Below are 25,982 nucleotides of genomic sequence, written 5' to 3'. Positions count from 1 at the left end.
GTACGGCCGGCCGCATATGATCCTGCCCTGAGAATCCGCAGCTCCCGACTGCGGTCCCCACCACCGGAGCCGGGCGCCACTCGCGACGCCCCACAAGGAAGCAAGACATGCGTATTACCGCACCTGTTCTCGTGAAGGCGCGCCAGCCCATGAAGATGCTCGAGCTGGACCTCGACGATCCCCGAGATGGTGAGGTACGGGTCAAGATGACCGCCAGCGGGGTGTGCCACAGCTGCCTGCTCACCGCCGACGGCACCCATTCCGGCGCACCGACCCCGATCGTGCTCGGTGACGAGGGCTCCGGCATCGTCGACGCGGTGGGCCCGGGATGTCGCACGCTATCGCCGGGCGACCACGTGATCATCTCCTGGGCGCCCAACTGCCTGACCTGCCGACCCTGTCAACTGGGCTATCCCGCGCTCTGCCTCAACGAGGCTCCATTCGGCCGGATGGCAGACGGGACAACCCGCTTCCATTACCGGGGCGCGGACGTCTACCACTACGGTCCAGCCACCTACGGCTCCTACATCGTGGTTCCCGAGGAAGGTGCCGTGAGGATCCGGAAAGACTTCCCGCTCGACCTGGCGGCGCTGATCGGATGCTCGGTCACCACCGGCTTCGGGGCGGTGGTCAATACGGCCCGCGTCAAGGAGGGCCAGGGCGTGGCGGTCCTGGGATGCGGGGGCATCGGCCTCAACGCTGTCCAGGCTGCCGCCCTCGCCGGCGCCGACCCGATCATCGGTGTCGACGTCATCGACTCCAAGCTGGACTTCGCTCGGGAGTTCGGCGCCACCCACACCGTCAACTCCACCAAGGAGGACCTGGTCGACAGGGTCATGGGGCTGACCGGTCACGGAGTGGACGCGTGCATCGTCGCAGTCGGCAGCACCGAGGCCATGGAACAGGGCCTCCGTATTCTGGCCCCGCAGGGAGTCGAGGTGGTGATCGGCCTGACCGGCGTTGACGAGACTTTCTCCGTGAACCCCATGCAGCTAATCCAGGGAGAGCGCCGGATCCTGGGCTCCAACTACGGCAGCAGCAATCCCGCTGTGGAGTTCCTGAGGATGGTCGAACTGGCCATCGCAGGCAGGCTGAGGATCGGAGATCTGATCACCCGGCGATACGACCTCGACCAGGCCAACGAAGCCTTCCGCGCCCTCGCAGCCGGTGAACAGGCCCGCGGGCTGATCGTCTTCTGATGTCGTCTTCCGGCATTGGTTTCAATCCCAGTGTCCAATGGTCCTGGGGGCCTGGCAATCAGCCTTGGGTAGCGGACAAGCCCCCCGGGCCTGGGCGAGGATGGTGTCGAGCACCGACAGGACCTCGTTATGGACGTCCGAGGCTTCCAGGCCGCGGATAAGCCGGTGGTAGTTGGCCTTACGCATCCGGTTGGGCAAATCCATCTCGCCGAAGAAGGTGTCGAATAGCCGCGGGAACAGGTCGTCGCTGATCTTGGTATCGATCCAGAAAGGATCATGGGTGTTGCGGCGAGCGACCCGTGGCACATGCTCGGTGATGGCATGTTCCATCGCATCGACCCACCGACGCGTTTCGATCTGCTCGAACAGTGGACCGGCCGCGGCCTTCAGCCCCTCTGATCGTGCGTACTCTCTGAGCGTTTTCCATGGGAGCAGATAATTCTCGAACTCACGGTGCGACCACTTGTATTCCACGAGTGGTCCTGAAGGATCCAGCCGGGTGTCAATCCGGTCGAAGAGCGCGAATCCGACCAGGTCGGGTTTGGCCTCCCTGAGGCCGAAAAAGTGGCTGCGTGCTTTATTGGGCTTGTCCTCTACATAATGGACGAACGGTCGCTCCAGTACGGGAGCCGCCGGGTGGCCCAGTACCTCGGCGAAGGCTCGGAGCATGCTCAGATCGGTAGAGCCTTCCAAATACAGAACGAACCCCGTTATCTCGGCCTGGTAGTAGTCCTCGAATCGGATATCACGGAGGGCCTTGATCACTTGTGACTTGTGATCGACCCGATGCGGGGCACCAACAAAAGCCACCACCGCGTCAGGATCAGGGGAAGTCAATGCCTCGTTGAGAACAACCTCCGAATGCGACGCGCATATGACCTGGGTGCCGTTACCGGCGGCAGCCTCGCTGAGCAAACCGTAGATTTCGCGTTGCCTTAGTAGTTCCATATGAGCATCCGGTTCGTCTAGGAGCACCACACTGTCGGAATGTAGGCTGATAAAGGACAGCAGCAAGAGGGTCTGTTGCATGCCGCGTCCCGCGGTGGTGAGATCCAGCCGGTAACCGCCCTGATTCCGGTAAGTGAGTTCGACTTCACCCCGCTCAGGAACCAGCCGGGGTCGGTCGAGTATTGCGCCGAACATCCTCTCCAGGCGCTGCGATATCCCCTCCCACCGCTCCTCACCTCCCGGCGACTCGAGCACTTGGAGGCAAATGTTGCGCAGCACCTCGGCGGTTCGGCCCTCTCCTAACCTCACGTTGATCGCCCCCGGCTCCAGCCGGGTCTCGTTGGAGATGAGACCAGACATCGGACCAAGCATCACGACTCGCGGCCTGAGGCCCTCGGGGATGACGGGCATGCGTTCCGCTCCATCAGGGTCGGTACGGATGGGACGGCAGTAGAAGCCTTCCTCGTTGGTGTAGTCGAACTCCAGCCCGCACGACCAGGACTCACCACGTGTCACTCCCTCGACGATCACGTCAATCCGTATGTTGCGAGTACGCTGCCCACTCTCGTCGCGATACGTCTCGCGGACCCTTAGCGCTCGCCAGAGCTGGCGGGCCGACGGAACGGGCACACCCACTAGATCCCGGCGGTTAACAGCCACCCCCGGCCTCTCCGGCGGTGCTTGGCTCCCACGCTTCTCGGCCCAGCGACGCAACCCGAGATCCCACAGAGTGAGGGCTTGGAGAGCCGAGGTTTTTCCGGAGTCGTTCGGTCCGACGAAGACGACCGGATTTCCCAGTTCGATCTCCGCCGTTGCCAGGCCCTTGAAATTGCGGATCGTCAGCTTGGTAAGCATCGATACTCGCATACGTTACAGGCACCGTGCCATCCTGTTGTGACCAGCACCATGGTGATCTCACGAGGCTAGACATCAGGTTCCGTCCTGAAGGTCCGGACCCACGCCCCGGTCCTTCGGTGATGACAACCCGGCCTGGATCAGAGGTCGATCTCCCGTTGGCCGTGAGACGGGGTCACCCGCGGCCTGTCCAGCGGGGGTCGTTGTGGTCCACCGGGTCGTCGACCATCTCGATGTGGAGACGGTCGCCCTCGTAACGGTTGGCGGCCAGGACCTCTTCGTCGAGTTCCACACCCAGGCCCGGGGCCGTCGGGACGACAGTGCATCCGTTCTCGAACCTAAACGGGGTCTTGAGGAGCTCAGCGTGGAACCCTCCCCAGTCCTCGATCGCCTCCAGGATCAGGAAGTTGGGAGAGCAGGCGGCCAGCTGCAGGTTGGCGGCACCCACGATCGGCCCGCAGTAGCAGTGGGGCGCGATCTGGGCACCGTGGACCTCCGCAATGGTGGCGATCTTCTTGCCTTCGAGTAGCCCGCCACACCGCCCCAGATCGGGCTGGACGATGTCGACCGCCGAAGCCGCCAGGAGGCGGGCGAACTCCATCTTGCCGGTGAGGCGCTCTCCGGCGGCTATGGGTATGGAGGTGTGCCGGCGGACCCGGGCCATCCCCTCGACATCGTCCGGCGGGACCGGCTCCTCGAACCACAGCGGATCGTAGGGCTCCAGCCTCGCCGCCAGCCGGATCGCGCCGGCGGGCGTGAACTGCCCGTGGGTGCCGAACAGGATGTCGGCGTCCGTCCCGACCGCCTCGCGGATGGCCGAACAGAACCGGGCCGAGAGCTCGATCCGCTCCAGGAGCGGCTGGTACCCGCCCATGGAGGAGTAGGGACCGGCCGGATCGAACTTGAGAGCGGTGAAACCCTCCGCCACGTATGCGGCCGCCCGGCGGGCCGCCAGCTCGGGATCCCGGTATACGGCATCACCCTCGATGCCGGGTTCGTCGTATATGTACGTGTAGGAACGCACCGCATCCCTCACCTGGCCGCCGAGCAACGCGTGGACGGGCTTGTCCACGGCCTTGCCGATGATGTCCCAGCAGGCCATCTCCAGCGCGCTGATTGCGCCGCCCAGGGTGACGTCGGGTCGAGCCGTGAACCCCCGCCCGTAGGCGCTCCGGCAGAAGCGCTCGATCAGGAACGGGTCCCGACCGATCAGCAACGCCCCGGCCAGGTCCTCCAGCATGGACTCCACCACGGCAGGGCGGAAGGTGGCCCCGTAGTGCTCGCCGTAGCCGACAATCCCGTCATCGGTGGTGAGCTTCACGAAAACAAAGTAGGGCCCGCCGAGATCCGGTCTCGGGTTGGTCACCACGAAGGTCTCGATGTCTGCGATCCTCATGCGATCAGGCTCTCGTCGGTGATGATCACGTTGCGCAGGGTGTCACCGCTGCGAGACGACCCGAGGGCCTCCTCGATCTCATCGAGCGCGTAACGGCCGGTGATGAGGCCGTCCAGCTCCAGGCGACCCTCCCTGTAGAGGGCGGCCAGGGCAGGAATGTCCCGGTCCGGCCGGGCAGAGCCCATCTTCGAGCCGAGTATCCGCTGGCCCCTACTCGCCACCGTAACCGGGTCCAGGCTAACCCTCGCCCCGCTCGGCGGCATACCCACCAGCACCAGCGTCCCCATCCTCGCCAGCAGGTCGAGTCCCGTTTCGATTGCCGATACGGCCGCCGTGGCCACGAACACGTAGTCGGCCATCTCGCCGTCTGTCGCCGCCCGGACCTCATCCTGCACATCGCCACCGACCGCGACCGCGGCGCTCGCGCCCAGCCGCAGGGCCGCGGCCAGCCGGCACTGATCCGGATCGACTGCGATCACCTTCGCCGCACCGGCCAGACGGGCACCCTGCACCACGTTGAGGCCGACCCCGCCCGCGCCGAGCACCACCACGGACGATCCTGGTTCGACCCGAGCGGTGTTGCGGACGGCCCCCACGCCCGCCAGGACGCCGCAGGACAGCAGCGCCGCCACGTCCAGGGCGATCTCCGGACCCACCCAGACCACCTGGGATCGGTGGACGGTCACCGCTTCGGCGAACGCCGCCACCGCCAGGCCCTGCCAGATCTCCGACCCGCAGGCGCCGCGCAGCGGACCGCACTCGTCCAGCGCGAACCGGCCCGAGCAGCCCACCGGCGCCCCCGCCAAGCAACGGCGGCACGATCCGCAACTCCTGATCAGCGTCACGACCACCCGGTCGCCCACTGCCAGATCCGTCACACCCGGGCCGAGCCGGTCGACTACACCGGCCGCCTCATGGCCGAACACCGCAGGACTAGCCGACGCCCAGTGGCCGTCGACGTAGGCGAGGTCGCTTCCGCAGATTGCTGTTGCCACGACCCGAACGCCCACCTCGCCGGACGCCGGATCGGCCAGCAACACATCTTCGACGCTCAGCGATGACCGAGGACTATCCCATACCGCAGCCCTCACCGTGGTACCGGAGGTCCGGGCTCTGCTACTCACGTACGTCATCGACATCGGTCCCGATCGCCGTCGGCAATTGTCGCACCTGCATGACTGCTTGATACGCTACGAAGCGCCCAAGTCACTGCGAGTCTCGGACCGGGGAGGTACGTTCAATGGTGACGGTCGACTGCCACCTCCATCTGACCGACTCCGCGGAGCAGGCGCCGATCTGGTGGATGGAGGAGCTCTACCGCCCCTACGGCGGCGGGTACATCTGGACGGACGGGGAGGCGATCGTCGGCATCCTCGACCGGGCCGGGGTGGACATGGGGATGGTGCAGGGCTCCGATATCCGCCGCACCACCTACCACCCCGACTTCCCCGACCAGCGCCACGTGTTCGTGCCCAACGACTACACGGCGGAACAGGTGGCCCTCTTCCCCGACCGGCTGATCGGCGTGGCCAACATCGATCCGCTGCGGGACGTGCGGGCCGGGGTCATCGAGCAGCGCCGCTGCGTGGAGGATTACGGTTTCAGGTCCTCGAAGTTCCTGCCCACCTACCAGAACTACTACATCGACGATCCCGCCGTGGCGCCCATGCTGGAGAGCTGCCTGGAACTCGACATCGTCGCCCACGTGAACACCGGTTACTCGCCGACTATCACCGCCGCGCTCCGGTACGGCCACCCCGAACGGCTCGACCGGGTCGGTATCCGCTACCGCGACCTCCGCGTGCTGGTCTACATCAACTTCCCCTACGTGGACGAGGGCATCGCGGTGGTGGCCCGCCACCCCAACTTCCACGCCGACATCGCCTACTTCATGGGGGCTGGGCCGGGGCCACTATTCGACGCTCTCGACAAACTCCGGGGTCTGGGCGCCCTGGGCCGGGTTCTGTACGGCTCGGACAACAACGACAAGGACCGGACCGGCGGAGGTCAGCAGATCGGGACCCAGCTCCTGGGCGAGCTGAACGAGGTGGCCGATCGCACCGGCCGGGAGCCGTTCACCACCGCGGACATCGACGGCATCGTGAGCGGGAACGCCCAGCGCCTGTACAAGCTGGACTGATCCGATGCCTACCGTCGACGTGCTGCTCTACCTCACCGAGACGGCCCGCCACGCTCCCGTCTGGTGGATGGAGGAGCTGTACCGTCCCTACGGCGGGGAGTACGTCTGGACCGACGGGGCGGCCTTGGTGGACCTCCTGGACCGGGCCGGTATCGATGTTGGCCTGGCGCACGGATCGGACCTGCGCCGCACCACGTTCCATCCGGACCACCCGGACCGTCACGAGGTCCACGTGCCCAACGACTACACCGCGGCCCAGTGCGCCGCCCATCCGGGACGCCTGTACGGCGTGGCGTGCGTGGACGCGCTCCGCGACGTGCGGGCGGCCACCGAGGAGATCGAACGGTGCGTCACCGAGTTCGGGTTCCGCATGATGAAGCTGCTGCCCACGTACCACCACCACGACCCCGCCGACCCCAGGCTGGCACCCGTCTACGAGAAGTGCCTCGAGTTCGACCTTCCGATCCACACCCACACCGGCTTCACCCCGATCATCAACGCTCCGATGCCCCACGCCCGTCCGGTCCTCCTCGACGAGCTCGGGATCCGCTACCGGGAACTCAAGGTGGTCGTCTACCTGGCCTTTCCCTATGTGGACGAGGGCATCGCCGTGGTGGCCCGGCACCCGAACTTCTACGCCGACCTGTCCTACTACGCGGGGGGCGATCCCCGCGATCTGTACCGGGTGCTGAACAAGCTCAGGAGCCTCGGCGCGCTGGACCGGGCGGTCTACGGGTCCGACAACAACGATAAGCAGAAGTCCGGACCCGGCGGGGTGGCATCCGGCATCTTCCGGGCTGTCAACCGGGTGGCCGCCGAGGTCGGCGGTCCCGAGGTGACGGAGGAGGAGATGGAAGCCATCATGGGCCGCACCGCATCCCGACTCCTGAAGATCCCGGACCGGGCGGTAGAAACCGCTGCGTAAAGGAGGTTCGCCAGATGAACGAGACAAGCCGAGACTGCGACCTCCTCCTGACCGGAGGGTCGGTGGTGACCGTCGACGACGAGCGCCGGGTGATCGAGCCCGGGTCGGTGGCGGTGTCGGGCAACCGGATCGTGGCGGTGGGCCCGGACGAGGACCTGGCCGGCTACCGGGCCGGGCGTACCATCGACTGCTCCGGGAAGGCCGTGCTGCCGGGGTTGATCGACACCCACAACCACCTCTTCCAGGGCTTGGCTCGCGGGCTGGGTGAGGGGATGCCGCTGTGGACCTGGCTGACCGACTTCATGTGGCCGTTCTCGATCTCCATCAACCTGGAGGAGGGCCGGATCGGAGCCAAGCTGGGAGCGGTCGAAGCCCTCAAGGCCGGCACCACCACGGTGGTCGACAACCACTACGCGCCGTCCGATCTCGACACCACCCTGGCTGTCGCCGGCGCCATCCACGAGGTCGGCCTGCGCGGGGCGGTGGCCCGGGGCATCGTCGGCGAGGCGACCGACATAGCCCGCCGATTCAACCTGGCCGGCGAGCTGTTCTCCTACTCCAACGACGAGGAGATCGAAATCACGACCGCCGCGATGGAGGAGTATCCGGCCGGTAGCCGGGTGGAGGTCTGGCCGGCGCCCCTCAACATCATCTACAACGACCAGGACCTGGTGCGGAGGAGCGTGGCTCTGGCTCGGGAGGCCGGTGTCGGCTGGCACACGCACTGCTCGGAGCGTCTGGAGGACCCACCCACCTACCTGGAGGAGTACGGCATCCGCCCGGTCGAGTGGCTCTACCAGGAGGGGCTGCTCGGGCCGGAGGCGACCATCGCCCACGGGATCTACCTCGACGACGCCGAGATAGACCACGTGGGAGAGACGGACACGGGCATCGCCTACTGCCCCATCTCGCACCAGTACATCGCGCTGGGCGTGATGCGGCTCCGGGACCTGCGCGCCTCAGGCGCCCCGATCGGTCTCGGCACCGACGGTCCGTGCTGCAACCACCGCCAGGACATGTTCGAGGTCATGAAGCAGGCCATCCTCCTCCAGCGCGTCCACACCCTGGAGCCGACCATCAGCAACGGCGAGGAGGCCCTGGAGATGGCCACGAGGGAGGGCGCCCGCTACGCCAACATCGAGGCAGGCGTGCTTGCCCCCGGGAAGCTGGCCGACATCATCGTCGTGAACATGAAGAGCCCCCACCTGACGCCTTGGCACCGGACAGTTTCGGCGCTCACCTACTGCGCGCGGGGATCGGACGTGGTCCACTCCATAATCGACGGCCAGGTGGCTATGGAGAACGGGCGTTGCACGATGGTCGACGAGGACGAGGTCATGCAGGAGGCGCAGGCGCGCGCCGAGGACCTGATCGACCGGGCAGGGCTCCATGGTCTGCTCACACCGTGGAGGCGATAGCAGCCGGGGCGACCTGAGGGAGCTGCTGCGCGGGTCACGGGGTAAGGGAGGTCAGCGTCTCCTGTTCATCGGTGCCGGTGGCTCCACGACGCCACGGAATCAATCCCTGTAGACAGCGACCCACTTGATGATCTCGTCCACGTCGGCGGATAGCTCCATCAGGCCTACGTGCTCATCGTAGAGATCGCCGTCCATCTGCTCCTTTATCTCCGGCTCCAATACGTGATATACGGGGAGTCCCAACGGGACTCCGGCCAACGGACCCGCCCAGGTCGGATCGCCTCTGGTCACCGTCTCCGCGAAGAGACCGGCACTGTTGGCGTCCGGCTGCCCCAGCAGCACGACCATTCCGTCGGTGCCGGAGGTCTCGGCCAGGCGATTTACGTTCGCCTGGTCCTCCAGGTCCATCGCGCCCCCAGCCGTTCAGACGAAGCACTGGGTGACGCTGAACACGACGTCGGCGCCTGCCGACTCGGCCAGGAGCTTGAGGCTGGGCCCGGTGACGCCGTCCCGCTCACCTATGGCCACCACCCTCCTGCCGTTCAGATCCATGCGCGCTCCTCTCCTAATTTGACACGTGGGGCCTTGCCGCCGGGGGTCACGCATCCGGTGACGTCGTGAGCACGGCGGGCCTTCGAGAGTCTATCTTCCCCACCCATCCGGCACAGGCAGCGCAAGTCGTAGCCGGATCGGCCGCAGCTACATCCTGAAGACGGGGAAGTCCGGCGCCTCTGGCCGGGGGCCCAGCGTCTGGTTCCGGCAGTCGGCCACCAGATCGAGTCCGTTGATCACGAGTTGACCGACCAACGCGCCGGCGTCCCGCGGCACCACCACGCACCGGGCGAAGGTCCAACGATCTCCGATGTGCACGGTCAGGGGACCGGCGATCGGCAACTCGCCCCGCCGGCCGTCCGCATAGGAGACGGTTCCGCTGTCCACGATCTCCACGCCCAACCGCTCCACGACATCCTCGGGCAGCGCCAGCATGAGCGCTCCCGTATCCACGACCGCGCCGACCGTCGCCCGGCGGACATCGGCCTCCTGTAGTGATCCCTGCCGGACAAGTTCGACATCAAGCGTGTTCGCCAGCTCGATGTCGACCACGATCTCGCCCATCATTGGCCTCCGACTCCTACCGCCGCCGCTCGACGATGAAGGAGACCCCGTCGACCAGCTGCGTCATCCTCCCGAGGAACAGGCTCCCCTTGGCGACGATCATGGCCCGGTCGAGGCTGCCGCGGCGCATGGCTTCCAGGGCGTGTCCGAGGTAGGGAACCCCGGCCGGGATGTGTCCCTGCGTCGGGGCGAACCCGGGCATGCCCCGCTCGGCCACGAAGCGGTCCATGTCTCCCCTCCCGATCTCGCGCCGCAGCACCGCCATCGCCGCCAGGGTTCGGTAGTTCATCCTCGGCACATCGCCGCTCCCGCCGGGCTCGGTTATCTCCGGATTGTGCATCTCCACCGCATACTTGTCGATGTCCGTCATGCGGAGACAGGCCTTCTCGAGCGGCTCCACCACCAGAGCCTCGTACACCGCCTTCGGGGAGGAACCGGCTCCTATCGGATGCTTACCGGCGAGGTCGAGCCGCAACTCCATCCCGTCGCCACCGGCGCCGGCGGGACCGACCAGGAATGCCATGGAAGCCAGGCAATCCTCCATCACCGGCACCCCGTTGCGCAGGTGGGCGCCGAACTTCATGCCGAGCTTGGCCTGCGATCCACCGCCCAGCACCACCACGTACCTGTGAACACCCGCCGCCACCATCGCCCCGGCCGCGATCAGCGCGTGCACCGGCGCCGAGCAGAACGCCTTGATGTCCGATCCGGTGGCGTTCACGCAACCGACCACCTCGCCGACCGCCTTCGAAAGGCTGCCCCCGCCCCGCTGGTACCGGTCGCCCACCGCTTCCTCGCCACAGTTGAGCAGGTAGTCGATCTCACCTGCCCCGACGCGGCTTCTCCCTAGGAGATCGGAGACTGCCAGGACTGCGGTCGCCTTGCCGGCCAGGTTCTCCAGCAGCACCGAGGCTGCCAGCGCCTCGTCGTGATCGTGAGCGGTGCGGATGAACCCGGCCCGGCGCCCGTCGTGGTGGAGACCGAGGCCGCCACTCTCCTCCGCGATGGTCCGTAACCCGGCCGGATCGACGCCCGTGATACGCCCCCTCCGATGATCGAACTCGACCAGATCAGCGTCGGCCTGCTCGGCCAGCTCCTCATCGATGGCCAACAGATCGAAGTCGTCACATAGCTTCATAAGCCCGTACAGGGCAGGCTGGGTGACCATACGCCCGAAGGTCCCGGCAGGACTTGCCGAGTCGACCGTGTTCTCGTACCAGGGACGGGGGATGGACGCCAGGTCCTCCGGCGCGAGATTGCCGATGAACACCTGGTTCGGCGGGTACGCGACGACTTCGTCCCACGGACGGAGGGATCCGGCAATCCGGGGCAGGAGGGACGGATCCCTGGCGATCTCGCGCACCGGCTTCGACCCGTACCTGACCAGATCGGGAGCGTGGGCGAGGGCGTAGGAAGCGTGGAGGATGGCGGGGGTCGGGCTCAACGGGATGGTCTCCAGGTTCGCTGCTCGGAGATTGCTCGGCCGAAGCAGGGTAACCGTAGCCTGACCGCCTCCCGCCATCGGAAGATCAGGAGCAGGTGGGTATTCTCTCCTCGCCCTGGACAGGAGCGTTCCAGGCCCGGTTCACCATGGAGAAGACCCCGCTTGGCCCGCCGTTACCCGACCACAGTGCTCACCGGAGAGGGCCTCGGCATCCCGCTCCTGGCCATGGCCACCGCCATCTGCCTCATGAGCACCGGCCTGGTAGCAATCAAGGCAACCAGCCTCGGTGGGCTCGAGTTCTCCTTCTGGCGTCTATGGATCGGCGTGGCGGCGCTGGGCCCCGTGGTCATCTGGAGGCTCGCCGTCAAGCCCGAGACGCGCCCGTCGCTCTCCTCGCTGCGCCGGGTGATCCTGCCGGGTCTCCTGGTCGCGTTCTTCCAGCCGGCCTTGGTAGTCGCAGCCAAGCTCACCTCGGTCACGGATGTAGCGCTACTGACCTCTCTGATGCCCCTGATCGTAAGCGTGATCGCCGTTCCGATCCTGGGCGAGCGCCCGGGCGCCCGCTTCCGGCTGTGGGTGGTGGTGGCGATCAGCGGCGCCGGCTTGGTGGCCTACGGAGGATCCACCGGCCTTGAAGGCGACCTGCTCGGGATGGCCCTGGCATGTGCCGGAGTGGTGTGCTGGGCGTTCTACATGGTCATCCTGAAGATCTCCAGGGTCCACCTGGACGCCATCGTGCTGCTCTGGGCCATCTTGGTGATCGCAGCGATCGGCCTGACCGTGTTCATGGCGCCCACCGGCTGGGATCCGGGCTCGGTGACCGCCCGTGACTGGCTGCTGATCACCTACGTAGCGGTGATACCCGGCGGGGTCGGTCTGGCGCTGATGACCTGGGCCTACCGCTGGCTGCCCGCCAACATCCCACCCCTCATGCAGAGTGCCAAACCGGTTCTGTCCGGCGCCCAGGCCTACTGGCTCCTATCCGAGCCCGTTACCGCCATGCACTTCGTGGGCGGCGGCATCGCAATCGCCGGAGTGGTTGGAGCGGTGCTGGATCGAACGGGCCGGCGCCTCCTGGCCGAAGCGCAGAGCGAGGCCGATCCCAGCCAGATCTAACGAAGCACAACCACCTCATTCCCGGCGAATGTCGATCTCGCGAACTCGCGGCCTGCGGTGACCGAACGCCGGACAGGGGTCGTCAGATAACGGAGGGAACGACTTCGTAGCCGGGCTGCTCGGGCTCGGTATCGACTATTTCCTCGGGGAAGCCCGGGGCTCTCAGGTCGACACCGCAGGCGTCCTCCAGGAACCGGACTATTCCTGATGACCAGGCTCTGGACCCGTAGACCTGCTCGCCCCGGCGGAAGATGTCCAGCACCATTGGGGACAGCTCGAGGGGCGTGCCCTGGTGGTCGGCCAGCTGCTGGAACAGCGACATGTCCTTGACCACCAGGTCCATCGTGAAGTTGATGTTGTAGCTGCCGTTCAGGATCACCTGGGATTCCGTCTCGTGGACGAACGAGTTGCCGGAACTGATGCGGATCGCCTCGTAGGTGGTGTTCAGGTCCGTACCGGACCGATGGGCCACCATCAGCGCCTCGCCCAGGGCCACCAGATGCACCGATGCCAGGTAGTTGGTCACCACCTTGAGGATCGAGGCCGATCCGAGTCCCCCCACGTGGAGGATCCGGCGGCCCATGGTGGTGAGCACCGGCAGCGCCCGCTCGAAATCCTCCCGCTCGGCGCCCACGAAGATGGAGATGTTGCCGGTCGCCGCCCGGTGGCATCCGCCCGACACCGGCCCGTCCATGGGGCGAGCGCCCCTGCCCACGACCAGTGCGCCGAGACGCCGCACCTCCGCCTCGTCGGTGGTGCTCATCTCGAGCCAGATCTTGCCGTCGCCCAGACCCTCCAACACCCCGTCCGGGCCTTCCATCACCGACCGCACCGCGGCGGGAGAGGGCAGGCAGGTGATGACGAGATCGCAGGCTTCGGCGAGTTCCCGGTTCGTATCCGCCCACCCGGCCCCGCCGTCTAGCAGGGGCTGGGCAGCCACTCGGTCCAGGTCCCGGACCACCATCTCGAATCCGTTTCGCAACAGGCTCTTCGACAGCTTGGAGCCCACGTTGCCCAGTCCGATGAAACCAACCTTCATGATGTGACCTCCCGCGGGTCCCGGAGCGACGGCGGCATGACGATTACCGGTGGCCTGTCCAGGCGAAAGAACGCGAAAAACGCGGAAAGCGGGTCCCGCCCGCCGGGCCCTCCCCCGCCACCACCTCTCCTGGCTCGGAGCGTGGCAGGCCATGCTCGCCCGGCGGCCGGACGAGACGGCTCTCGCTCCATTGAGCATGTATTTGTTCCCTCAGGCCCGGCCGAACCGATCGGTCGAAGCTGCGGCCGGCATGGGTGCTTGGCGATATTCAACATATGGTGGGGGTGTGACAAGTTCAACCCTTCCGTCCGGACCGCTCTTCGCAGGCCTCAGAAAGCCGTGTAGCCGCCGTCCGCCACCATTGCGGCGCCGGTCGTGAACGAGGACTCGTCCGCGGCCAGGTACAGCACGGCCTGGGCTATTTCCTCGGGCCGGCCGAGCCTCCGCATCATGTGCAGGCCCTCCAGCCTGGTCAGGCGCTCTTCGGTGAGCGGGCTCAGCAGGGGCGTATCGATGGCGCCCGGGCAGACGGCGTTGACCCGGATGCCCGCCGCGGCGTGGTCATAGGCCATGCACCGCACCAGGCCGATCACGCCGTGCTTCGAGGTGTTGTAGGCCACCTGGCCCTTCTCCCCCGTCATGCCGGCCACCGAGGCGATGCAGACTATTGAGCCTCCCCCGGCTCGCTCCATGTGGGGAACGGCGTGGCGGGAGGCGAGGAAGATCGACTTGAGGTTCACGGCCATCACCCGGTCCCAGAGCTCCTCGGTCGCCTCCGTCACCGTTCCCTTGCCAGCGATGCCGGCGTTGTTGACCAGGATGTCCAGGCAGCCGAAGCGTTCGATCGCCGTGTCGATCATGCGCTTGCAGTCGGCGTCGGAGGTGACGTCGGCCTGCACGAACACAGCCTCGCCGCCGCCGGACGTGATCTCCTCCACCATGCCTGTGGCAGGGCCGCTTCTCAGGTCCGCCAGCACCAGCCTGGCCCCCTCGGCCGCGAAGAGACGGGCGATGGCCGCCCCGATCCCCTGGCCTGCGCCGGTGACGACCGCCGCTTTGCCCTCAAGCCTCATGCCCGTAGCACCGGAATACGTAGTGACCTGGCATGATTGATTGCCTCCTCGTGGATCCAGCATTCAACTCGCATGCGGATCAGGAGGCCAGGAAGTCCAGGATGACTTCGACCGATCGTTCGATCTCCTCGACGTAGTGGCCATGGCCGCTGTGCTCGAATATCTCCAAGCGGCCGTTCGGGAGGTTCTCCGCCACCCACCGGGCCCCGGCGCCTCCCGGCCCGGCGTCCAGGGGCGTCAGGATGTCATGGCGACCGCACATCACCAGGGCGGGCGCGGTCACGTTGGGAACCACGTCCCGGACGTCGGTGTCGATCATCGCCTGGCATGCGTCGATGAACACGTCCGTATCCGTGTTGCGCTCCAGCACCGCCAGGGTCTCCCGGAGGATGTCGTCGCCCATCTCGTCCAGGAGCCCTCTCCCGAAGGCCTTGGTGAGCAACTCTCTGGCCAGTTGCTCGGACACGGCGCCGTAGGCGGAGGCGATGTCCTGCCAGACGCGGAACATGTGGATGCCCATGGCGTCGCACTTGGCAACCGCACCCGCCCCCATCAGCAGCTTGTCGGTCTTCTCCGGATACCGGGCCGCGAAGTCCAGGGCGATGAAGCTCCCCATCGATCCGCCGTGGATGTGGGCTCTCTCGATCTCCAGGGCGTCCATGAGGGCGGCCAGGTCGGCGCTCCAGGTTTCGAGCGTGTAGCGCTGCTTGGGGCGGCTGCTGAGGCCGTAGCCACGATGGTCGTAGTCGAGCACCCGGTAGTGCTCGGAGACGCCGGGGGTGATGGTTGCATACCCCTCGTGGCCGCTCACCGCCCCGCCGATCTGGACCACGGTCTCGCCCGTGCCCGAGAACTTGTACCAGAGATCGACTCCGTTGACCCTTACCGTCGCCATCCGACCACCTCCCTCGCGCGCCGTGCCCGGCTAACTCTACGTCGGCGAGACCGGGCCTGCGGCGTCTAGCAGCAGGCCGCCTCCACCGGGTTGGTGAGGCGACCGATGCCCTCGATTTCCAGGGTGACCTCATCACCGGGCCGCAGGTACTCGGGAGGCTTGCGAGCCATGCCCACCCCGCTGGGCGTTCCGGTCGAGATGACAGCCCCCACCCCGAGGGTGAGGTGCTGGGACATGTGGGAAACCAGCCGGGGCACGTTGAATATCAGGTCGGACGTCTCGCCGTCCTGCTTGATCTCACCGTTCACCCACAGCTTCACGTCGAGGTCGTCGGCGGCGCCCAACTCGTCGGCCGTGACGATCCAGGGTCCCATCGGCTTGAAGGTGTCGAACGACTTGGCCCGGCTCCACTGTCCGTCCTTGATCTGCGTATCGCGGGCCGATACGTCGTTGACGATGGTGTAGCCGGCTATGTAGTCGACGGCATCCTCCTCGGATACGCAGCATGCTGCCTTGCCGATCACCACTGCCAATTCCACCTCCCAGTCCACCTGATCGGTGAAGGGAGGCAGCCGGATGGCGTCGCCCGGGTTGATGATCGAGGAGTTGAAGAAGGGGAAGGAGATCGGAGACTCGGGGATGGCAGCGCCCGTCTCCGCGGCATGGAGCCGGTAGTTGAGGCCGATGCCCAGGAACTGGGGAGGATTGGCAATAGGCGCCAGCAGCCGCACGTCCGAGAGGGAATGCTCGGGAGTGGCCGCATCGCATAGGCCGGCCAGTGCCTCCCGGTCACCGAGCACGTCCATCAGGTCGGTTCCGTCCGTCACCGGACAGACCTGCTCGCCGCAGACGAACCCCCAACCTTCCGAACCTCCGGCGTTGAATCGAGCTATCCGCATTCACTCCCTTCCCGGTAGCGTCGGGCGGCATTGTATATCATCCGAAGAGGCGTCAGGGAGGTGGCCATTGGGGATCGAAGCGGTCGACGTAGCGGCGCTAAGCGATCCTCCGGAGCCCTATTCCCACGCCATCCGGGCCGGTGACACCATCTACCTGGCCGGTCAGGTGGCGTTCGACCGGGACGGGGAGATCGTGGGCGACACCGTGGAACAGCAGGCCCGGCAGGTGTGGCGCAACATCGCGGACGTGCTCGAGGCGGCGGGTAGTTCGGTCGCCGACGTGGTCAAGGTCACCTACATCATGCAGGACATCCGCGAGATCGCCGAAGAGTTTCCCGTCCGCGAGGAAGTGTTCGCAGGGAGGCCCTTCCCGGCGGTGACCGCCATGCAGGCCGCGGCGCTAGGACTGCCCGGCCTCAAGATGGAGGTGGACGTGATCGCGGTGGTGTCCGATGACTGACCCGACTCCCGAGGCCGTTGCCGAAGCCCTTGCCCGGCAGGGACTGACCGGACCGGCGTTCGACCCGGTGGCGGTCGCCGAGACGTTCGCCGGCTGGGACGAGGCGGCGCGGGCCCTGGGCCGGTTGCTGTCAAAGCACGAGGTGGATGCTCCGGCCGCAAATCCGACCTCCTTCTCCCCGAAGTGGTGACCGGACCCGTGAGACCCCGCGCCATAGCACGGATCGCACGGCAACTCCGGGAGGGCGCCACCACCTCCGTGGAGATCACCGGGCGCACGCTCGATGCCATCGATCAGATCAACGACCGGCTCAACGCGTTCGTGCTCGTGGACCGGGAGGGAGCGATGCGGGCCGCCGAGCAGGCCGACCGGGTCCTGAATTCGGGAAAGGGGGCCGGGCCGCTGACCGGAGTCCCGGTCGCCATCAAGGACATCATCCACATGAGGGGCCTTCCCACCCGATGCGGATCGCCTGCCTATCCCGACACGCCCCGCGACCACGACGCGGCCGTCGTCGGCAGGCTGCGCGAGGCGGGCGCGGTGATGGTCGGCAAGACGACCACCCATGAGTTGGCCTGCGGCGTCTCCAGCCCTCCGGCCACCAATCCCTGGGACACCGCCCGCCTGCCGGGCGGGTCCAGCGGTGGATCCGGCGCGGCCGTGGCCGCCGGAGTAGTGCCGATGGCGCTCGGAAGCGACACGGGCGGATCGATCAGGATTCCCGCGTCGGTCTGCGGGATCGCCGGCCTGAAGCCGACCTTCGGGAGGGTGTCCCGCGCCGGAGTCGAGACCCTGGCCTGGTCCCTGGACCACATCGGACCGCTGGCCGCCACCGTGGAGGACTGCGCCACCACGCTCCAGATCCTGGCGGGCCACGATCCGGCCGATCCTCCGACCGAGCCCACTCCCCCACCCGACTACTCCGCGGAGCTGGGCCGTGGGGTGGACGGGCTGCGGCTCGGCATCATGGCGACGCCGCCCTTCACCCCGATGCAGGAAGACGTGGAGCGGGCGTTCCGCGATGCGGTCGAGCACCTGGAAGGGCTCGGGGCCGACGTGGTTCCCGTCGACGTCCCGGAACTGGTCTTCACCCTTGACACCGAGTTCTCCATCGTCGGACCCGAGGCCGCCGCCTACCACCGTCGGCTGCTCCGGGAGTCGCCGGAACTGATCTCTCCGGACATCCGCGAGCTGTTCACCATCGGCACGATCCTGCCGTCGACCCACTACCTCAGGGGCCTCGGCGCCCGCCGGGTCATCCGTGAAGCCCTGCGGCGGGCGTTCGCCCGGGACCGGCTGGACGCAGCGATAACCCCCACCCTGCCCGCTACGGCCGCCCTTGCCGACCAGGAGATGATCGACTACGGGGAGATGGAGGAGGGCGTGATCACTTCTTACGTGCGTACGACCGCCCCCTTCAACCTGAGCGGCCAGCCTGCGCTCACCGTCCCGTGCGGGTTCGATCGGGACGGCCTACCGATCGGCCTCCAGATCGCCGGGCGTCCTTTCGATGAGGTCATGGTCCTTCGGATCGGCGCCGCCTACGAGGCGACCACGACCTGGTCGGACCACCGGCCGCCGGTCCGGGTAGACGGCTAGTGCCAAGCGACATGCGGGTCCTGGTGTTCGACGGACCCCATCGGTTCCACATCGAGACCCGGCCTCGCCCGGTTCCCGGACCAGGCGAGGTCCGGCTCCGGATGGCCCACGTGGGTATCTGCGGATCCGACCTGCACGGCTACACCGGCGAATCGGGACGGCGGCTTCCCGGCATGATCATGGGTCACGAGGCGAGCGGTTGGGTCGAGGCTCGGGGCCCGGGGGTCGACGGTCCGGAGGTCGGCACGCCGGTCACGTTCAACCCCAGCCTGCCATGCGACGGGGCCTGCGGACACGTGCTCGAGAACCACTGCGCGGCCCTGAGGGTGATCGGCGTGACGCCCGACATCCAGGGCGCCTTCGCCGATGCGATCGTGGTCCCCGCCGCCCGGGTGGTGCCGCTGGGCGAGCTGAGCATGCTGTGGGGCGCGGGCGTGGAGCCCATGGCGGTGGCCCTCCAGGCCACCCGCCGGGCGGGTGTCCGGCCCGGCCAGGACGTTCTCGTGGTCGGAGGAGGGATGATCGGCCAGTCCATCGCCCAGACCTGCCGCCTGGAAGGAGCCGCCTCGGTGAGCGTGTCGGATCCCATGCCCTCCCGGCGGACGCTGGCCCGGGCCGGAGGCTTCAGGGATCTCGAACCCGGCCAGGTCGACGAGGCCGGCCCGTTCGATGTCTCCTTCGACGCGGTGGGGATCACCGCCACCGCCTACGCCGCCATCCAGAACATCCCAAAGGCGGCAGTGGCCTGCTTCGTGGGGCTGGGGCTTCCCGAGGTGAGCATCCCGCTCTTCGACGTGGTGGTCAGCGAGCGGATGGTCGTGGGCAGCTTCTGCTATCCGGACGCCGTGTTCGAGGAGGCCGCCGGCCACCTCGCCGCCGGGCGCTTGGATCTCGACCGGCTGATCGGGAGCGAGGAGAGCTTCGAGGACACCGCCCGCGCCTTCGAGGACCTGGCCACGGGAGCTCGTACCGATGCCAAGATCATGATGTCCACAGGCCTCGGCCCACCCACCGACGTATAGAAGGAGGGCGAACCCGTGCCGTTCGCATCGTTACCGACCGGAATCGACATGTACTACGAGGTGGAGGGAACCGGCGACCCGTTGCTGCTCATCATGGGCACCGCCGCCGACCACTCAACCTGGGCGGGGCAGGTGGCGGCATACCGCGACGACTACACGGTGATCACCTATGACGCCAGAGGCACCGGCCAGACCACCCGGCCCGCGGATCCCACCACCTACTCGATGCGGGTACTGGGCGATGACGCGGCCGCCCTGCTGGACCACCTCGGTATCGAGCGGGCCCACGTATCGGGGCTCTCGCTGGGGAGCGCCACCGCCCAGGAACTGACCATCAACCATCCGTCCAAGGTGGCTTCGGTGCAGCTCCATTGCACGTGGGGCTATTCGGACGAGTGGTTCATCAGGATGATCGACACCAACGAACTCCCCGTGCTCCACGAGGACTACGCCATGTACATCCGTACGGCGCTGCTGTGGGTGGCCAGCCCTCACTTCATCAACGAGCGCCCCGACGACGTGGCCGCCTTCGAGCGGGGGTTCATCTTCGAGAACCCCCATCCGCCCAGCCGCGACGGGATGCTGGGGCACTTCCACGCCGACAAGACCCACGACACGCTCGACCGGCTGCACCTGATCCGGGTACCCACCCTGATCACCTCGGGCGAGGTGGACTGGCAGGTACCCACCCGCTACGGGCTAGAGGTCCAGAGGCGGATCCCAGGCTCGACCATGCATGTGTTCACCGGCCCCGCGTCGAGCCATATCGCCTTCTACGAGATGGCCGACGAGTGGAACGAATTCACTCTCGGTTGGTTGAAGCGCCTCGGCTGACGGCCCTGCCCGCAACCTTCAGCCCGTGCGGCGCGCCGCGGTAATGCCACCCGGGCCATGAGGCCGGGAGGAGTTACCTGCCGTGGGCCTCGTCGTAGCTGGCGCCGCCCGTGCCCTCGACCCAGTAGCGGCGGGCCCAGCCCACTCCCTGCCAGCTCGTGACCTCGCTGGGCACCACCTTGATCAGCCAGCGGGGCTGGTTGATGGTGCCGGTCAGGTATTCCGGACCGTTGGGGCCAAGGTACCGGTAGGACATCTCCTTGGCGACCTCCACCCAGTGGCCACCGACATTGGGTTCCTCGACGATCTCGGCCATGCCCTGCATGATCACCTTGGGAATCTCGACGCTCCGGCCCATCTCGTCCGGCTCGCTGTGGGGGGCATCCACCACTACGGAGACCCGCGGGTCGGCCTTCATGTACTCGCACCACACCGCCCGCTGGCGACCCACGAACCACATCGCCTCGCCGTCCCACTGGTACCAGAGGGGAATGACGTACGGGGCGCCATCGGGCGTCAGGCAGGCCACCCGGGCCAGGTAGCTACCCTCCAGAAAGGCATCGAACTCCTCGCCTTCCAGTCCCCCCAGTTTCCCCCGAAAATCCTCGGCCATTCCGTGTCGCCTTTCTGTTCGCCGGCAGTCGGTGGCATCGCTCCCATCGACCATGAGCCTCCATACTATCCGCGTGGGCTGACCGGCATAGAGAGCGCCGCTCCTCGGGCGCTCAGGTGGCGACAATGTAAACTGGCCGCCAATGCCTTCCGTCTCCCCGCCCGCCGCCGCCAACGGCAGCCACGAGGTAGCTCTTGCGGTCCGGGATCTGGTCAAGACATTCCTAGTGGGAGGCGGCGTCTTCGGTGGCGAGAAGGGAGAAGTGTCGGCGGTGGCCGGCGTCTCCTTCGAGATCGGCGCCGGGCGGACCCTCGGTCTGGTCGGCGAGTCGGGATGCGGCAAGTCGACAACCGCCCGTAGCATCCTGCGCCTCATCGAGCCCACGTCGGGTGAGGTGGTTCTCACCCGTCCGCTCGACGGGGGAGGCAGCGAGCGGATAGACGTCATCGCGGCGGACCGCAGGCAGTTGCGGGAACTGCGCCGCCACATGCAGATCGTCTTCCAGGACCCATTCGCGTCGCTCAATCCCCGCATGTCGGTGGGGACAGCGATCGGTGAGTTGCTCCATGTCCACACCTCTCTCACCAGGAAGGAGCGGGGCGACCGGGTGGGCGAGCTGCTCTCGCTGGTGGGGATGAACCCCAACGTCGCCGACCGCTACCCCCACGAGTTCTCGGGCGGGCAGCGGCAGCGGATCGGCGTGGCCCGGGCCCTGGCGCTCAATCCGGGCTTCCTGATCCTGGACGAGCCGGTCTCGGCCCTGGACGTCTCCATCCAGGCTCAGGTCCTCAACCTCCTCGAGGAACTGCAGGACCGGCTGGGGTTGACCTACCTCTTCATCGCCCACGACCTGGCGGTGGTTCGTCACATCTGCGACGACACCGCGGTCATGTACCTGGGCAAGATCGTGGAGCAGACCAGCACCGACCGCCTGTTCACGGCGCCCATGCACCCCTACACCCAGGCGCTCCTGTCGGCAGTGCCCACGCCCAACCCGAAGGTCCAGCGGCAACGCTCCAGGATCCTGCTGGAGGGTGATGTACCCAGCCCGCTCAACCCACCGCCCGGGTGCCGGTTCCACACCCGATGCCCGATCGGGAGGGATAAGGAGATCTGCCGGGCGGAGGAGCCGGCCCTGAAGGAGGAGGCGCCCGGCCACCTGGTGGCCTGCCACTTCGCCGAAGCCAAGGCCATCATCTGAGCGGTCCGGCCGCGACGGGGCTTCGGAGCGCCGGTCTCCGGCGGGTCGCCCGTGATCGGACCCATTTCGAGTTCGATGCCTCGCTCGCGCCCGCCATCACGGTGGCGCAGGGCGAATCGATCCTGGTCGAGACCGAGGACGCCCACAGCGGAACCATCACCGGGCCCGAGGTGGTCTACGAGACGCTCGAAGACGTGATGGACCGCATCGGCGGCGCCAACCCGGTGACCGGACCGATCGCCATCGAAGGCGTGCGCGCCGGGGATTGCGTGGAGGTGCACATCGAACACGTCGCAGGCGCCCCCGTCACCGGCTTCGGGTACATGACGACCACGCCCACCCTCCACCCGTCCCTCACCGCGGAGACCGTCATCTGCCACCGCATCGGCGACCGGGTGGAGATCCCGACCGCTCGGGGACCGGTGACCGTTCCGTACCGGCCCTTCGTCGGCACGCTGGGGGTGGCGCCCGCCGGTGACCCGGTCCTGTCATTCCGGCAGGGCGCGGAGTTCCTGGGCAACGTCGACCTGCCGGAGGTGATGGCAGGCGCCACCGTTGTCCTGAGGGCGGGGGTGGACGGCGGCATGGTGTCCCTGGGAGACGCCCATCTCGCGCAGGGAGACGCTGAGATCCACCGCTCGGCCATCGAATGCCAGGCCGACGTCACGCTCCGCTTCGGGCGCAGCGATCCGGCCCGGGCGGGGTTCTGCGGCCTGCCCCAGGTGAATACCGCTACCGAATGGGCCAGTGTGGCCCCCGGACCCGGCCATCTGGAGGATCTGGTCCGGGCGGCCTACGACGATCTTGCCCGCCGGATGCGCCATACGGGCCGTTTTTCACTGGCCGAGGCCTACCGCCTGCTGGGTGCGGCCGGTACCGTTCGGGTGGGCCAGGTGGTACCGCCGGTCTACTCTGCCCTGGCAAAGATCGAACGTCGCTACGTGGAGGAGGTTGCCCCATGGCCAAGCCGTCCGTAGCCGTGGAGTCGATGAGCCGGTCAGGCATCCGGGAGATCATGGAGTTGGCCTGGACGGTCGAGGAGGTCGTCCACTTGGAGGTCGGCGAGCCCAACTTCGCCACCCCCGACCACGTCGTGGAGGCCGCCCATCGAGCAGCCGTGGACGGATTCACCCGGTACACGCCGAACGCCGGGATCCCGGAACTGAGGGAGGTGCTGGCCGGGAAGGTACGGGACCGTAACGGCATCGAAACCACGGCCGACCAGATCGTGGTGACGCCCGGCGCGGTGGTCGGCCTCTACAGCACCCTGGCCGCGGTTACCGATCCAGGCGCCGAGGTGCTGCTGAGCGATCCCAGCTGGCCCAACTACCACCTGATGATGGCCTTGCAAGGGATCACTCCCCGCCTGTTCCCGCTGTCGGCGGAGGACGACTTCATCCCGAACGCCGCCCGGATCGAGCCCTACATCACCGACCGCACCAAGGTGTTGCTGCTGAACTCGCCCGGCAACCCGTCCGGCGCCACCACCACCCGGGAGGCACTGATGGAGCTGCTTGAGCTCGCCCGGGCCCATGACCTGTGGGTGCTGTCGGACGAGGTGTATGACGAGATCTGGTTCGATGACCCGCACGTTTCCGCCGGCCCCCTCGACCCGGACGGCCGGGTGGTGACCTTCTTCAGCTTCTCCAAGACCTACGCGATGACCGGCTGGCGCGTCGGCTACCTGGTCACCCCGCCCGACCTGACCGAGAACGTGATCAAGACCCAGGAACCGATCTCGTCCTGTGTCAACGCCCCCGCCCAGAAGGCAGCCGTGGCCGCCATCACCGGTCCCCAGGACATGGTGCCCGTCATGCGGAACGCCTACCGGCGGCGCCGCGACCGGGTCGTGGACCTACTCGAGCGCGAAGGTATCCCCCACGTCCGCCCCACCGGCGCCTTCTACCTCATGGCCGACGTCAGCGGAAGCGGCCTGAGCGGGCTGGAATTCGCCCGCCGCCTGGTGCTGGAACGGGGCGTGGCGGTGGTCCCCGGCGACACGTTCGGCCCCGGGAGCACCGCCTACGTGCGCCTGTCACTGGCCACCGCCACCGAACCCCTCCTGGAAGGCGTAACCCGCCTGGCCACGGCCATCAAGGAGTGGGGCGCCTGATACCGATCCGCGACCGGTGACTGATTGAGGCTATCGTCAATCACGACATCGCTGGGGGAAGGGATTTCGGTCATGTTCGAATGGCTTGGTATCGGCCACCTTGTCGAGCTTTCGGGGTCGGAAGCGATCTGGGGATTCCTGACCCCGCTGGTCGCATTCGCCGGCTTCTTCGTGCTACAGCTCGTGGTGCCGGGACGTTGGGTCCCCGGCTACGTCATCAATCCGGAGACCGGCGAACCTCGCAAATACCGGCTGAACGGTCTCCTGGTTTTCGCAATCGTGCTGATCGTGTGGTATTTCGAGCTCACCGGGATGCCGCGCGACTGGTTCTACCGGTCCACCCTCTACGCCGTGGCCGGCGGAACGGTGGTCACCCTGATCCTCGCCATCATCGCCGTCTACAGCCAGCCACCGGGTGAGGAAAAGAACCCGTTACTGGCCTTGTGGATCGGACGGGCCCAGGAGCTGTCCTTCTTCAACCAGCGCATCGATATCAAGATGTACTTCTATGTGGTGGGCGGGACGATGCTGGTGCTCAACGGCTGGTCCGCGGTGGCTTACCACTACGACCGCTTCGGCGAGGACGCCAACCCCGGTGTTGTCCTGTATACCGCGTTCTTCACATGGTATATCGTGGATTACTTCATATTCGAGCGCGTCCAGTTGTATACATACGATCTTATCCATGAGCGGATGGGATTCAAGATGTTCTGGGGCGGGCTCCTGATCTACGGTTGGATGTTCACCATCCCGCTGTGGGGGATGGCCGTCCACCCGGACCCCGGATTCTCCGGACCGGGCAGGTATGTCTGGCTGATCGGGGCGTCGGTGAGCTTCCTCTTCGGGTGGGGCATGTCCCGTGGCGCCGCCATGCAGAAGTACACGTTCAAGCGCTGGCCCGACCGCAAGTTCCTCGGCCTCATCGAGCCGGAGTACATCGAGGCCGGCGACCGCAAGCTCCTGGTCAGCGGTTTCTGGGGCCTGTCCCGCCACATGAACTACGGGGGTGAGGGGTTCATCTCGCTGGGGATGGCCCTGGCGTTCGGCCACTTCACCAACCTGTGGGCCTGGACCTACTTCATCTTCGTGGTCATCATGTTCACCACTCGTGAACGCTACGACAACAAGTTCTGTGAAGAGAAGTACGGCCCGGAGATGTGGGCCGAGTACAAGGCACGGGTGAAGTACCGGATCTACCCCTGGATCTACTGAGAACCCGTCGCACCCTCAGGTAGCGGGCTCGACCACCTCGAACGACAGCAACTCTGACGCTACTCCGACCGGCCGGCTGTCGGAACCCGCGTCCGGCGCCTTGTGGCCCCGCCGGAACTCCCGGCTGCTGACCCACCGCTGGAAGTCCTCCTCCGACCTCCACCTGGTGTACACGAAGTAGCGGGTCTCGCCGTCCACCGGCCTCAGCAACTCGAACCCCTCGAAGCCCTCCACGCCGTCCACCTCACGAGCCCGCGCCGCAAACCGCGCCTCCAGCTCCGCACCTCTTCCATCCGGCACGGTGATGGCGTTGATCTTGACGACACTCACAGCCAATCCTCCAGGTTGTCATAGGGCTTCTATATTCCTTTATCCCCATATACCCTAACCATCGTACGCTAGGAGGGTACTGAGAAATGTCCCGTTGGCCCGATTGCCGGAAAAGAGCGCGCGAGAAGTGTCGCG

At 66.8% G+C, this 25,982-nt stretch carries 26 protein-coding genes; 14 read left to right on the top strand and 12 right to left on the bottom strand.

Features of this window, described 5'->3' with window-relative positions:
* Positions 1-107: 107 nt before the first annotated feature.
* Positions 108-1,199, top strand: coding sequence for a zinc-binding dehydrogenase (locus OXM57_11495; protein ID MDE0353302.1), 1,092 nt, complete (start codon positions 108-110; stop codon positions 1,197-1,199).
* 21 nt (positions 1,200-1,220) lie between these two features.
* On the opposite strand, the gene OXM57_11490 is transcribed toward OXM57_11495, so the two are convergent.
* The 3 genes from OXM57_11490 to OXM57_11480 form a co-directional block, all read right to left on the bottom strand.
* The gene (locus tag OXM57_11490; GenBank protein ID MDE0353301.1) at positions 1,221-3,002 is read right to left on the bottom strand and encodes an AAA family ATPase; all 1,782 of its coding nucleotides are present in this window, start codon (positions 3,000-3,002) and stop codon (positions 1,221-1,223) included.
* A gap of 175 nt (positions 3,003-3,177) precedes the next feature.
* Complete coding sequence (locus OXM57_11485) at positions 3,178-4,398, bottom strand: mandelate racemase/muconate lactonizing enzyme family protein (protein MDE0353300.1); 1,221 nt, start codon at positions 4,396-4,398, stop codon at positions 3,178-3,180.
* Complete coding sequence (locus OXM57_11480) at positions 4,395-5,522, bottom strand: alcohol dehydrogenase catalytic domain-containing protein (GenBank protein ID MDE0353299.1); 1,128 nt, start codon at positions 5,520-5,522, stop codon at positions 4,395-4,397. The genes OXM57_11485 and OXM57_11480 overlap by 4 nt, the downstream gene beginning before the upstream one ends.
* Before the next feature lie 116 nt (positions 5,523-5,638).
* On the opposite strand from OXM57_11480, the gene OXM57_11475 reads away from it, so the two are divergent.
* The 3 genes from OXM57_11475 to OXM57_11465 are packed head-to-tail and all read left to right on the top strand — an operon-like array spanning position 5,639 to position 8,881.
* Positions 5,639-6,538 (top strand): amidohydrolase family protein, encoded by a 900-nt coding sequence (locus tag OXM57_11475; GenBank protein MDE0353298.1) that lies wholly within the window; start codon positions 5,639-5,641, stop codon positions 6,536-6,538.
* A gap of 4 nt (positions 6,539-6,542) precedes the next feature.
* Entirely contained in the window at positions 6,543-7,463 is a 921-nt protein-coding gene (locus OXM57_11470; protein MDE0353297.1) for an amidohydrolase family protein, read from the top strand.
* A gap of 14 nt (positions 7,464-7,477) precedes the next feature.
* Positions 7,478-8,881 (top strand): amidohydrolase, encoded by a 1,404-nt coding sequence (locus tag OXM57_11465; protein ID MDE0353296.1) that lies wholly within the window; start codon positions 7,478-7,480, stop codon positions 8,879-8,881.
* A gap of 99 nt (positions 8,882-8,980) precedes the next feature.
* Here OXM57_11465 and grdA read toward each other — a convergent pair whose 3' ends face one another.
* From grdA to grdC, 3 genes are all read right to left on the bottom strand, one after another.
* Positions 8,981-9,433, bottom strand: coding sequence for a glycine/sarcosine/betaine reductase complex selenoprotein A (gene grdA, locus OXM57_11460; GenBank protein ID MDE0353295.1), 453 nt, complete (start codon positions 9,431-9,433; stop codon positions 8,981-8,983).
* Between the two features lie 147 nt (positions 9,434-9,580).
* Positions 9,581-10,000 carry a clan AA aspartic protease gene (locus OXM57_11455; protein ID MDE0353294.1) on the bottom strand — a complete coding sequence of 140 codons (420 nt, stop codon included), beginning with the start codon at positions 9,998-10,000 and terminating at the stop codon, positions 9,581-9,583.
* A gap of 13 nt (positions 10,001-10,013) precedes the next feature.
* On the bottom strand, positions 10,014-11,441 hold the full coding sequence (gene grdC, locus OXM57_11450) for a glycine/sarcosine/betaine reductase complex component C subunit beta (protein MDE0353293.1): 1,428 nt from the start codon (positions 11,439-11,441) through the stop codon (positions 10,014-10,016).
* Between the two features lie 162 nt (positions 11,442-11,603).
* On the opposite strand from grdC, the gene OXM57_11445 reads away from it, so the two are divergent.
* Entirely contained in the window at positions 11,604-12,557 is a 954-nt protein-coding gene (locus tag OXM57_11445) for a DMT family transporter (GenBank protein ID MDE0353292.1), read from the top strand.
* Positions 12,558-12,639: 82 nt separating this feature from the next.
* On the opposite strand, the gene OXM57_11440 is transcribed toward OXM57_11445, so the two are convergent.
* The 4 genes from OXM57_11440 to OXM57_11425 all read right to left on the bottom strand — a co-directional run bounded on the left by OXM57_11440 (position 12,640) and on the right by OXM57_11425 (position 16,463).
* A complete protein-coding gene (locus OXM57_11440) occupies positions 12,640-13,596 on the bottom strand; it encodes an NAD(P)-dependent oxidoreductase (protein ID MDE0353291.1) in 957 nt (318 codons plus the stop codon).
* Between the two features lie 329 nt (positions 13,597-13,925).
* A complete protein-coding gene (locus OXM57_11435; protein MDE0353290.1) occupies positions 13,926-14,669 on the bottom strand; it encodes a glucose 1-dehydrogenase in 744 nt (247 codons plus the stop codon).
* A 79-nt stretch (positions 14,670-14,748) separates the two neighbouring features.
* The gene (locus OXM57_11430; protein MDE0353289.1) at positions 14,749-15,564 is read right to left on the bottom strand and encodes an alpha/beta hydrolase; all 816 of its coding nucleotides are present in this window, start codon (positions 15,562-15,564) and stop codon (positions 14,749-14,751) included.
* A gap of 65 nt (positions 15,565-15,629) precedes the next feature.
* Positions 15,630-16,463 (bottom strand): fumarylacetoacetate hydrolase family protein, encoded by an 834-nt coding sequence (locus OXM57_11425; protein MDE0353288.1) that lies wholly within the window; start codon positions 16,461-16,463, stop codon positions 15,630-15,632.
* A gap of 67 nt (positions 16,464-16,530) precedes the next feature.
* On the opposite strand from OXM57_11425, the gene OXM57_11420 reads away from it, so the two are divergent.
* Genes OXM57_11420 through OXM57_11400 form a run of 5 tightly spaced genes read left to right on the top strand, consistent with a single transcriptional unit; the run spans position 16,531 to position 20,378 of the window.
* Entirely contained in the window at positions 16,531-16,923 is a 393-nt protein-coding gene (locus tag OXM57_11420; protein MDE0353287.1) for a RidA family protein, read from the top strand.
* Positions 16,916-17,113 (top strand): hypothetical protein, encoded by a 198-nt coding sequence (locus OXM57_11415; protein ID MDE0353286.1) that lies wholly within the window; start codon positions 16,916-16,918, stop codon positions 17,111-17,113. The genes OXM57_11420 and OXM57_11415 overlap by 8 nt, the downstream gene beginning before the upstream one ends.
* A gap of 8 nt (positions 17,114-17,121) precedes the next feature.
* Positions 17,122-18,522 (top strand): amidase, encoded by a 1,401-nt coding sequence (locus OXM57_11410; protein MDE0353285.1) that lies wholly within the window; start codon positions 17,122-17,124, stop codon positions 18,520-18,522.
* Entirely contained in the window at positions 18,522-19,544 is a 1,023-nt protein-coding gene (locus OXM57_11405) for an alcohol dehydrogenase catalytic domain-containing protein (protein MDE0353284.1), read from the top strand. The genes OXM57_11410 and OXM57_11405 overlap by 1 nt, the downstream gene beginning before the upstream one ends.
* A gap of 15 nt (positions 19,545-19,559) precedes the next feature.
* Entirely contained in the window at positions 19,560-20,378 is an 819-nt protein-coding gene (locus OXM57_11400; protein MDE0353283.1) for an alpha/beta fold hydrolase, read from the top strand.
* A gap of 73 nt (positions 20,379-20,451) precedes the next feature.
* On the opposite strand, the gene OXM57_11395 is transcribed toward OXM57_11400, so the two are convergent.
* Positions 20,452-20,991, bottom strand: a complete 540-nt coding sequence (locus OXM57_11395; protein MDE0353282.1) for a pyridoxamine 5'-phosphate oxidase family protein — start codon at positions 20,989-20,991, stop codon at positions 20,452-20,454.
* Between the two features lie 142 nt (positions 20,992-21,133).
* Here OXM57_11395 and OXM57_11390 point away from each other — a divergent pair, with 142 nt between their 5' ends.
* The 4 genes from OXM57_11390 to OXM57_11375 all read left to right on the top strand — a co-directional run bounded on the left by OXM57_11390 (position 21,134) and on the right by OXM57_11375 (position 25,517).
* Positions 21,134-22,192 carry an ATP-binding cassette domain-containing protein gene (locus OXM57_11390; protein MDE0353281.1) on the top strand — a complete coding sequence of 353 codons (1,059 nt, stop codon included), beginning with the start codon at positions 21,134-21,136 and terminating at the stop codon, positions 22,190-22,192.
* On the top strand, positions 22,189-23,169 hold the full coding sequence (locus OXM57_11385) for an acetamidase/formamidase family protein (GenBank protein ID MDE0353280.1): 981 nt from the start codon (positions 22,189-22,191) through the stop codon (positions 23,167-23,169). The genes OXM57_11390 and OXM57_11385 overlap by 4 nt, the downstream gene beginning before the upstream one ends.
* Positions 23,151-24,305, top strand: coding sequence for an aminotransferase class I/II-fold pyridoxal phosphate-dependent enzyme (locus OXM57_11380; GenBank protein MDE0353279.1), 1,155 nt, complete (start codon positions 23,151-23,153; stop codon positions 24,303-24,305). The genes OXM57_11385 and OXM57_11380 overlap by 19 nt, the downstream gene beginning before the upstream one ends.
* Before the next feature lie 72 nt (positions 24,306-24,377).
* Positions 24,378-25,517, top strand: a complete 1,140-nt coding sequence (locus OXM57_11375; protein ID MDE0353278.1) for an ergosterol biosynthesis protein — start codon at positions 24,378-24,380, stop codon at positions 25,515-25,517.
* Between the two features lie 15 nt (positions 25,518-25,532).
* Here the strand turns inward: OXM57_11375 and OXM57_11370 are convergent, their stop codons facing one another.
* Positions 25,533-25,847 (bottom strand): antibiotic biosynthesis monooxygenase, encoded by a 315-nt coding sequence (locus OXM57_11370; protein MDE0353277.1) that lies wholly within the window; start codon positions 25,845-25,847, stop codon positions 25,533-25,535.
* Positions 25,848-25,982 lie beyond the last annotated feature (135 nt).

The sequence above is a fragment of the bacterium genome (assembly GCA_028820935.1).
In the GTDB taxonomy this organism is placed as follows: domain Bacteria; phylum Actinomycetota; class Acidimicrobiia; order Spongiisociales; family Spongiisociaceae; genus Spongiisocius.
This window is presented reverse-complemented; position numbering and strand designations above follow the sequence as displayed.

What these genes read in the sequence shown, in the direction of transcription:
- OXM57_11495 (MDE0353302.1), top strand. Translation starts at nt 108, where the DNA reads ATGCGTATTACCGCACCTGTTCTCGTGAAGGCGCGCCAGCCCATGAAG.
- OXM57_11490 (MDE0353301.1), bottom strand. Translation starts at nt 3,002, where the DNA reads ATGCTTACCAAGCTGACGATCCGCAATTTCAAGGGCCTGGCAACGGCG.
- OXM57_11485 (MDE0353300.1), bottom strand. Translation starts at nt 4,398, where the DNA reads ATGAGGATCGCAGACATCGAGACCTTCGTGGTGACCAACCCGAGACCG.
- OXM57_11475 (MDE0353298.1), top strand. Translation starts at nt 5,639, where the DNA reads ATGGTGACGGTCGACTGCCACCTCCATCTGACCGACTCCGCGGAGCAG.
- OXM57_11470 (MDE0353297.1), top strand. Translation starts at nt 6,543, where the DNA reads ATGCCTACCGTCGACGTGCTGCTCTACCTCACCGAGACGGCCCGCCAC.
- OXM57_11465 (MDE0353296.1), top strand. Translation starts at nt 7,478, where the DNA reads ATGAACGAGACAAGCCGAGACTGCGACCTCCTCCTGACCGGAGGGTCG.
- OXM57_11455 (MDE0353294.1), bottom strand. Translation starts at nt 10,000, where the DNA reads ATGATGGGCGAGATCGTGGTCGACATCGAGCTGGCGAACACGCTTGAT.
- OXM57_11440 (MDE0353291.1), bottom strand. Translation starts at nt 13,596, where the DNA reads ATGAAGGTTGGTTTCATCGGACTGGGCAACGTGGGCTCCAAGCTGTCG.
- OXM57_11435 (MDE0353290.1), bottom strand. Translation starts at nt 14,669, where the DNA reads ATGAGGCTTGAGGGCAAAGCGGCGGTCGTCACCGGCGCAGGCCAGGGG.
- OXM57_11430 (MDE0353289.1), bottom strand. Translation starts at nt 15,564, where the DNA reads ATGGCGACGGTAAGGGTCAACGGAGTCGATCTCTGGTACAAGTTCTCG.
- OXM57_11425 (MDE0353288.1), bottom strand. Translation starts at nt 16,463, where the DNA reads ATGCGGATAGCTCGATTCAACGCCGGAGGTTCGGAAGGTTGGGGGTTC.
- OXM57_11415 (MDE0353286.1), top strand. Translation starts at nt 16,916, where the DNA reads ATGACTGACCCGACTCCCGAGGCCGTTGCCGAAGCCCTTGCCCGGCAG.
- OXM57_11395 (MDE0353282.1), bottom strand. Translation starts at nt 20,991, where the DNA reads ATGGCCGAGGATTTTCGGGGGAAACTGGGGGGACTGGAAGGCGAGGAG.
- OXM57_11390 (MDE0353281.1), top strand. Translation starts at nt 21,134, where the DNA reads ATGCCTTCCGTCTCCCCGCCCGCCGCCGCCAACGGCAGCCACGAGGTA.
- OXM57_11380 (MDE0353279.1), top strand. Translation starts at nt 23,151, where the DNA reads ATGGCCAAGCCGTCCGTAGCCGTGGAGTCGATGAGCCGGTCAGGCATC.
- OXM57_11375 (MDE0353278.1), top strand. Translation starts at nt 24,378, where the DNA reads ATGTTCGAATGGCTTGGTATCGGCCACCTTGTCGAGCTTTCGGGGTCG.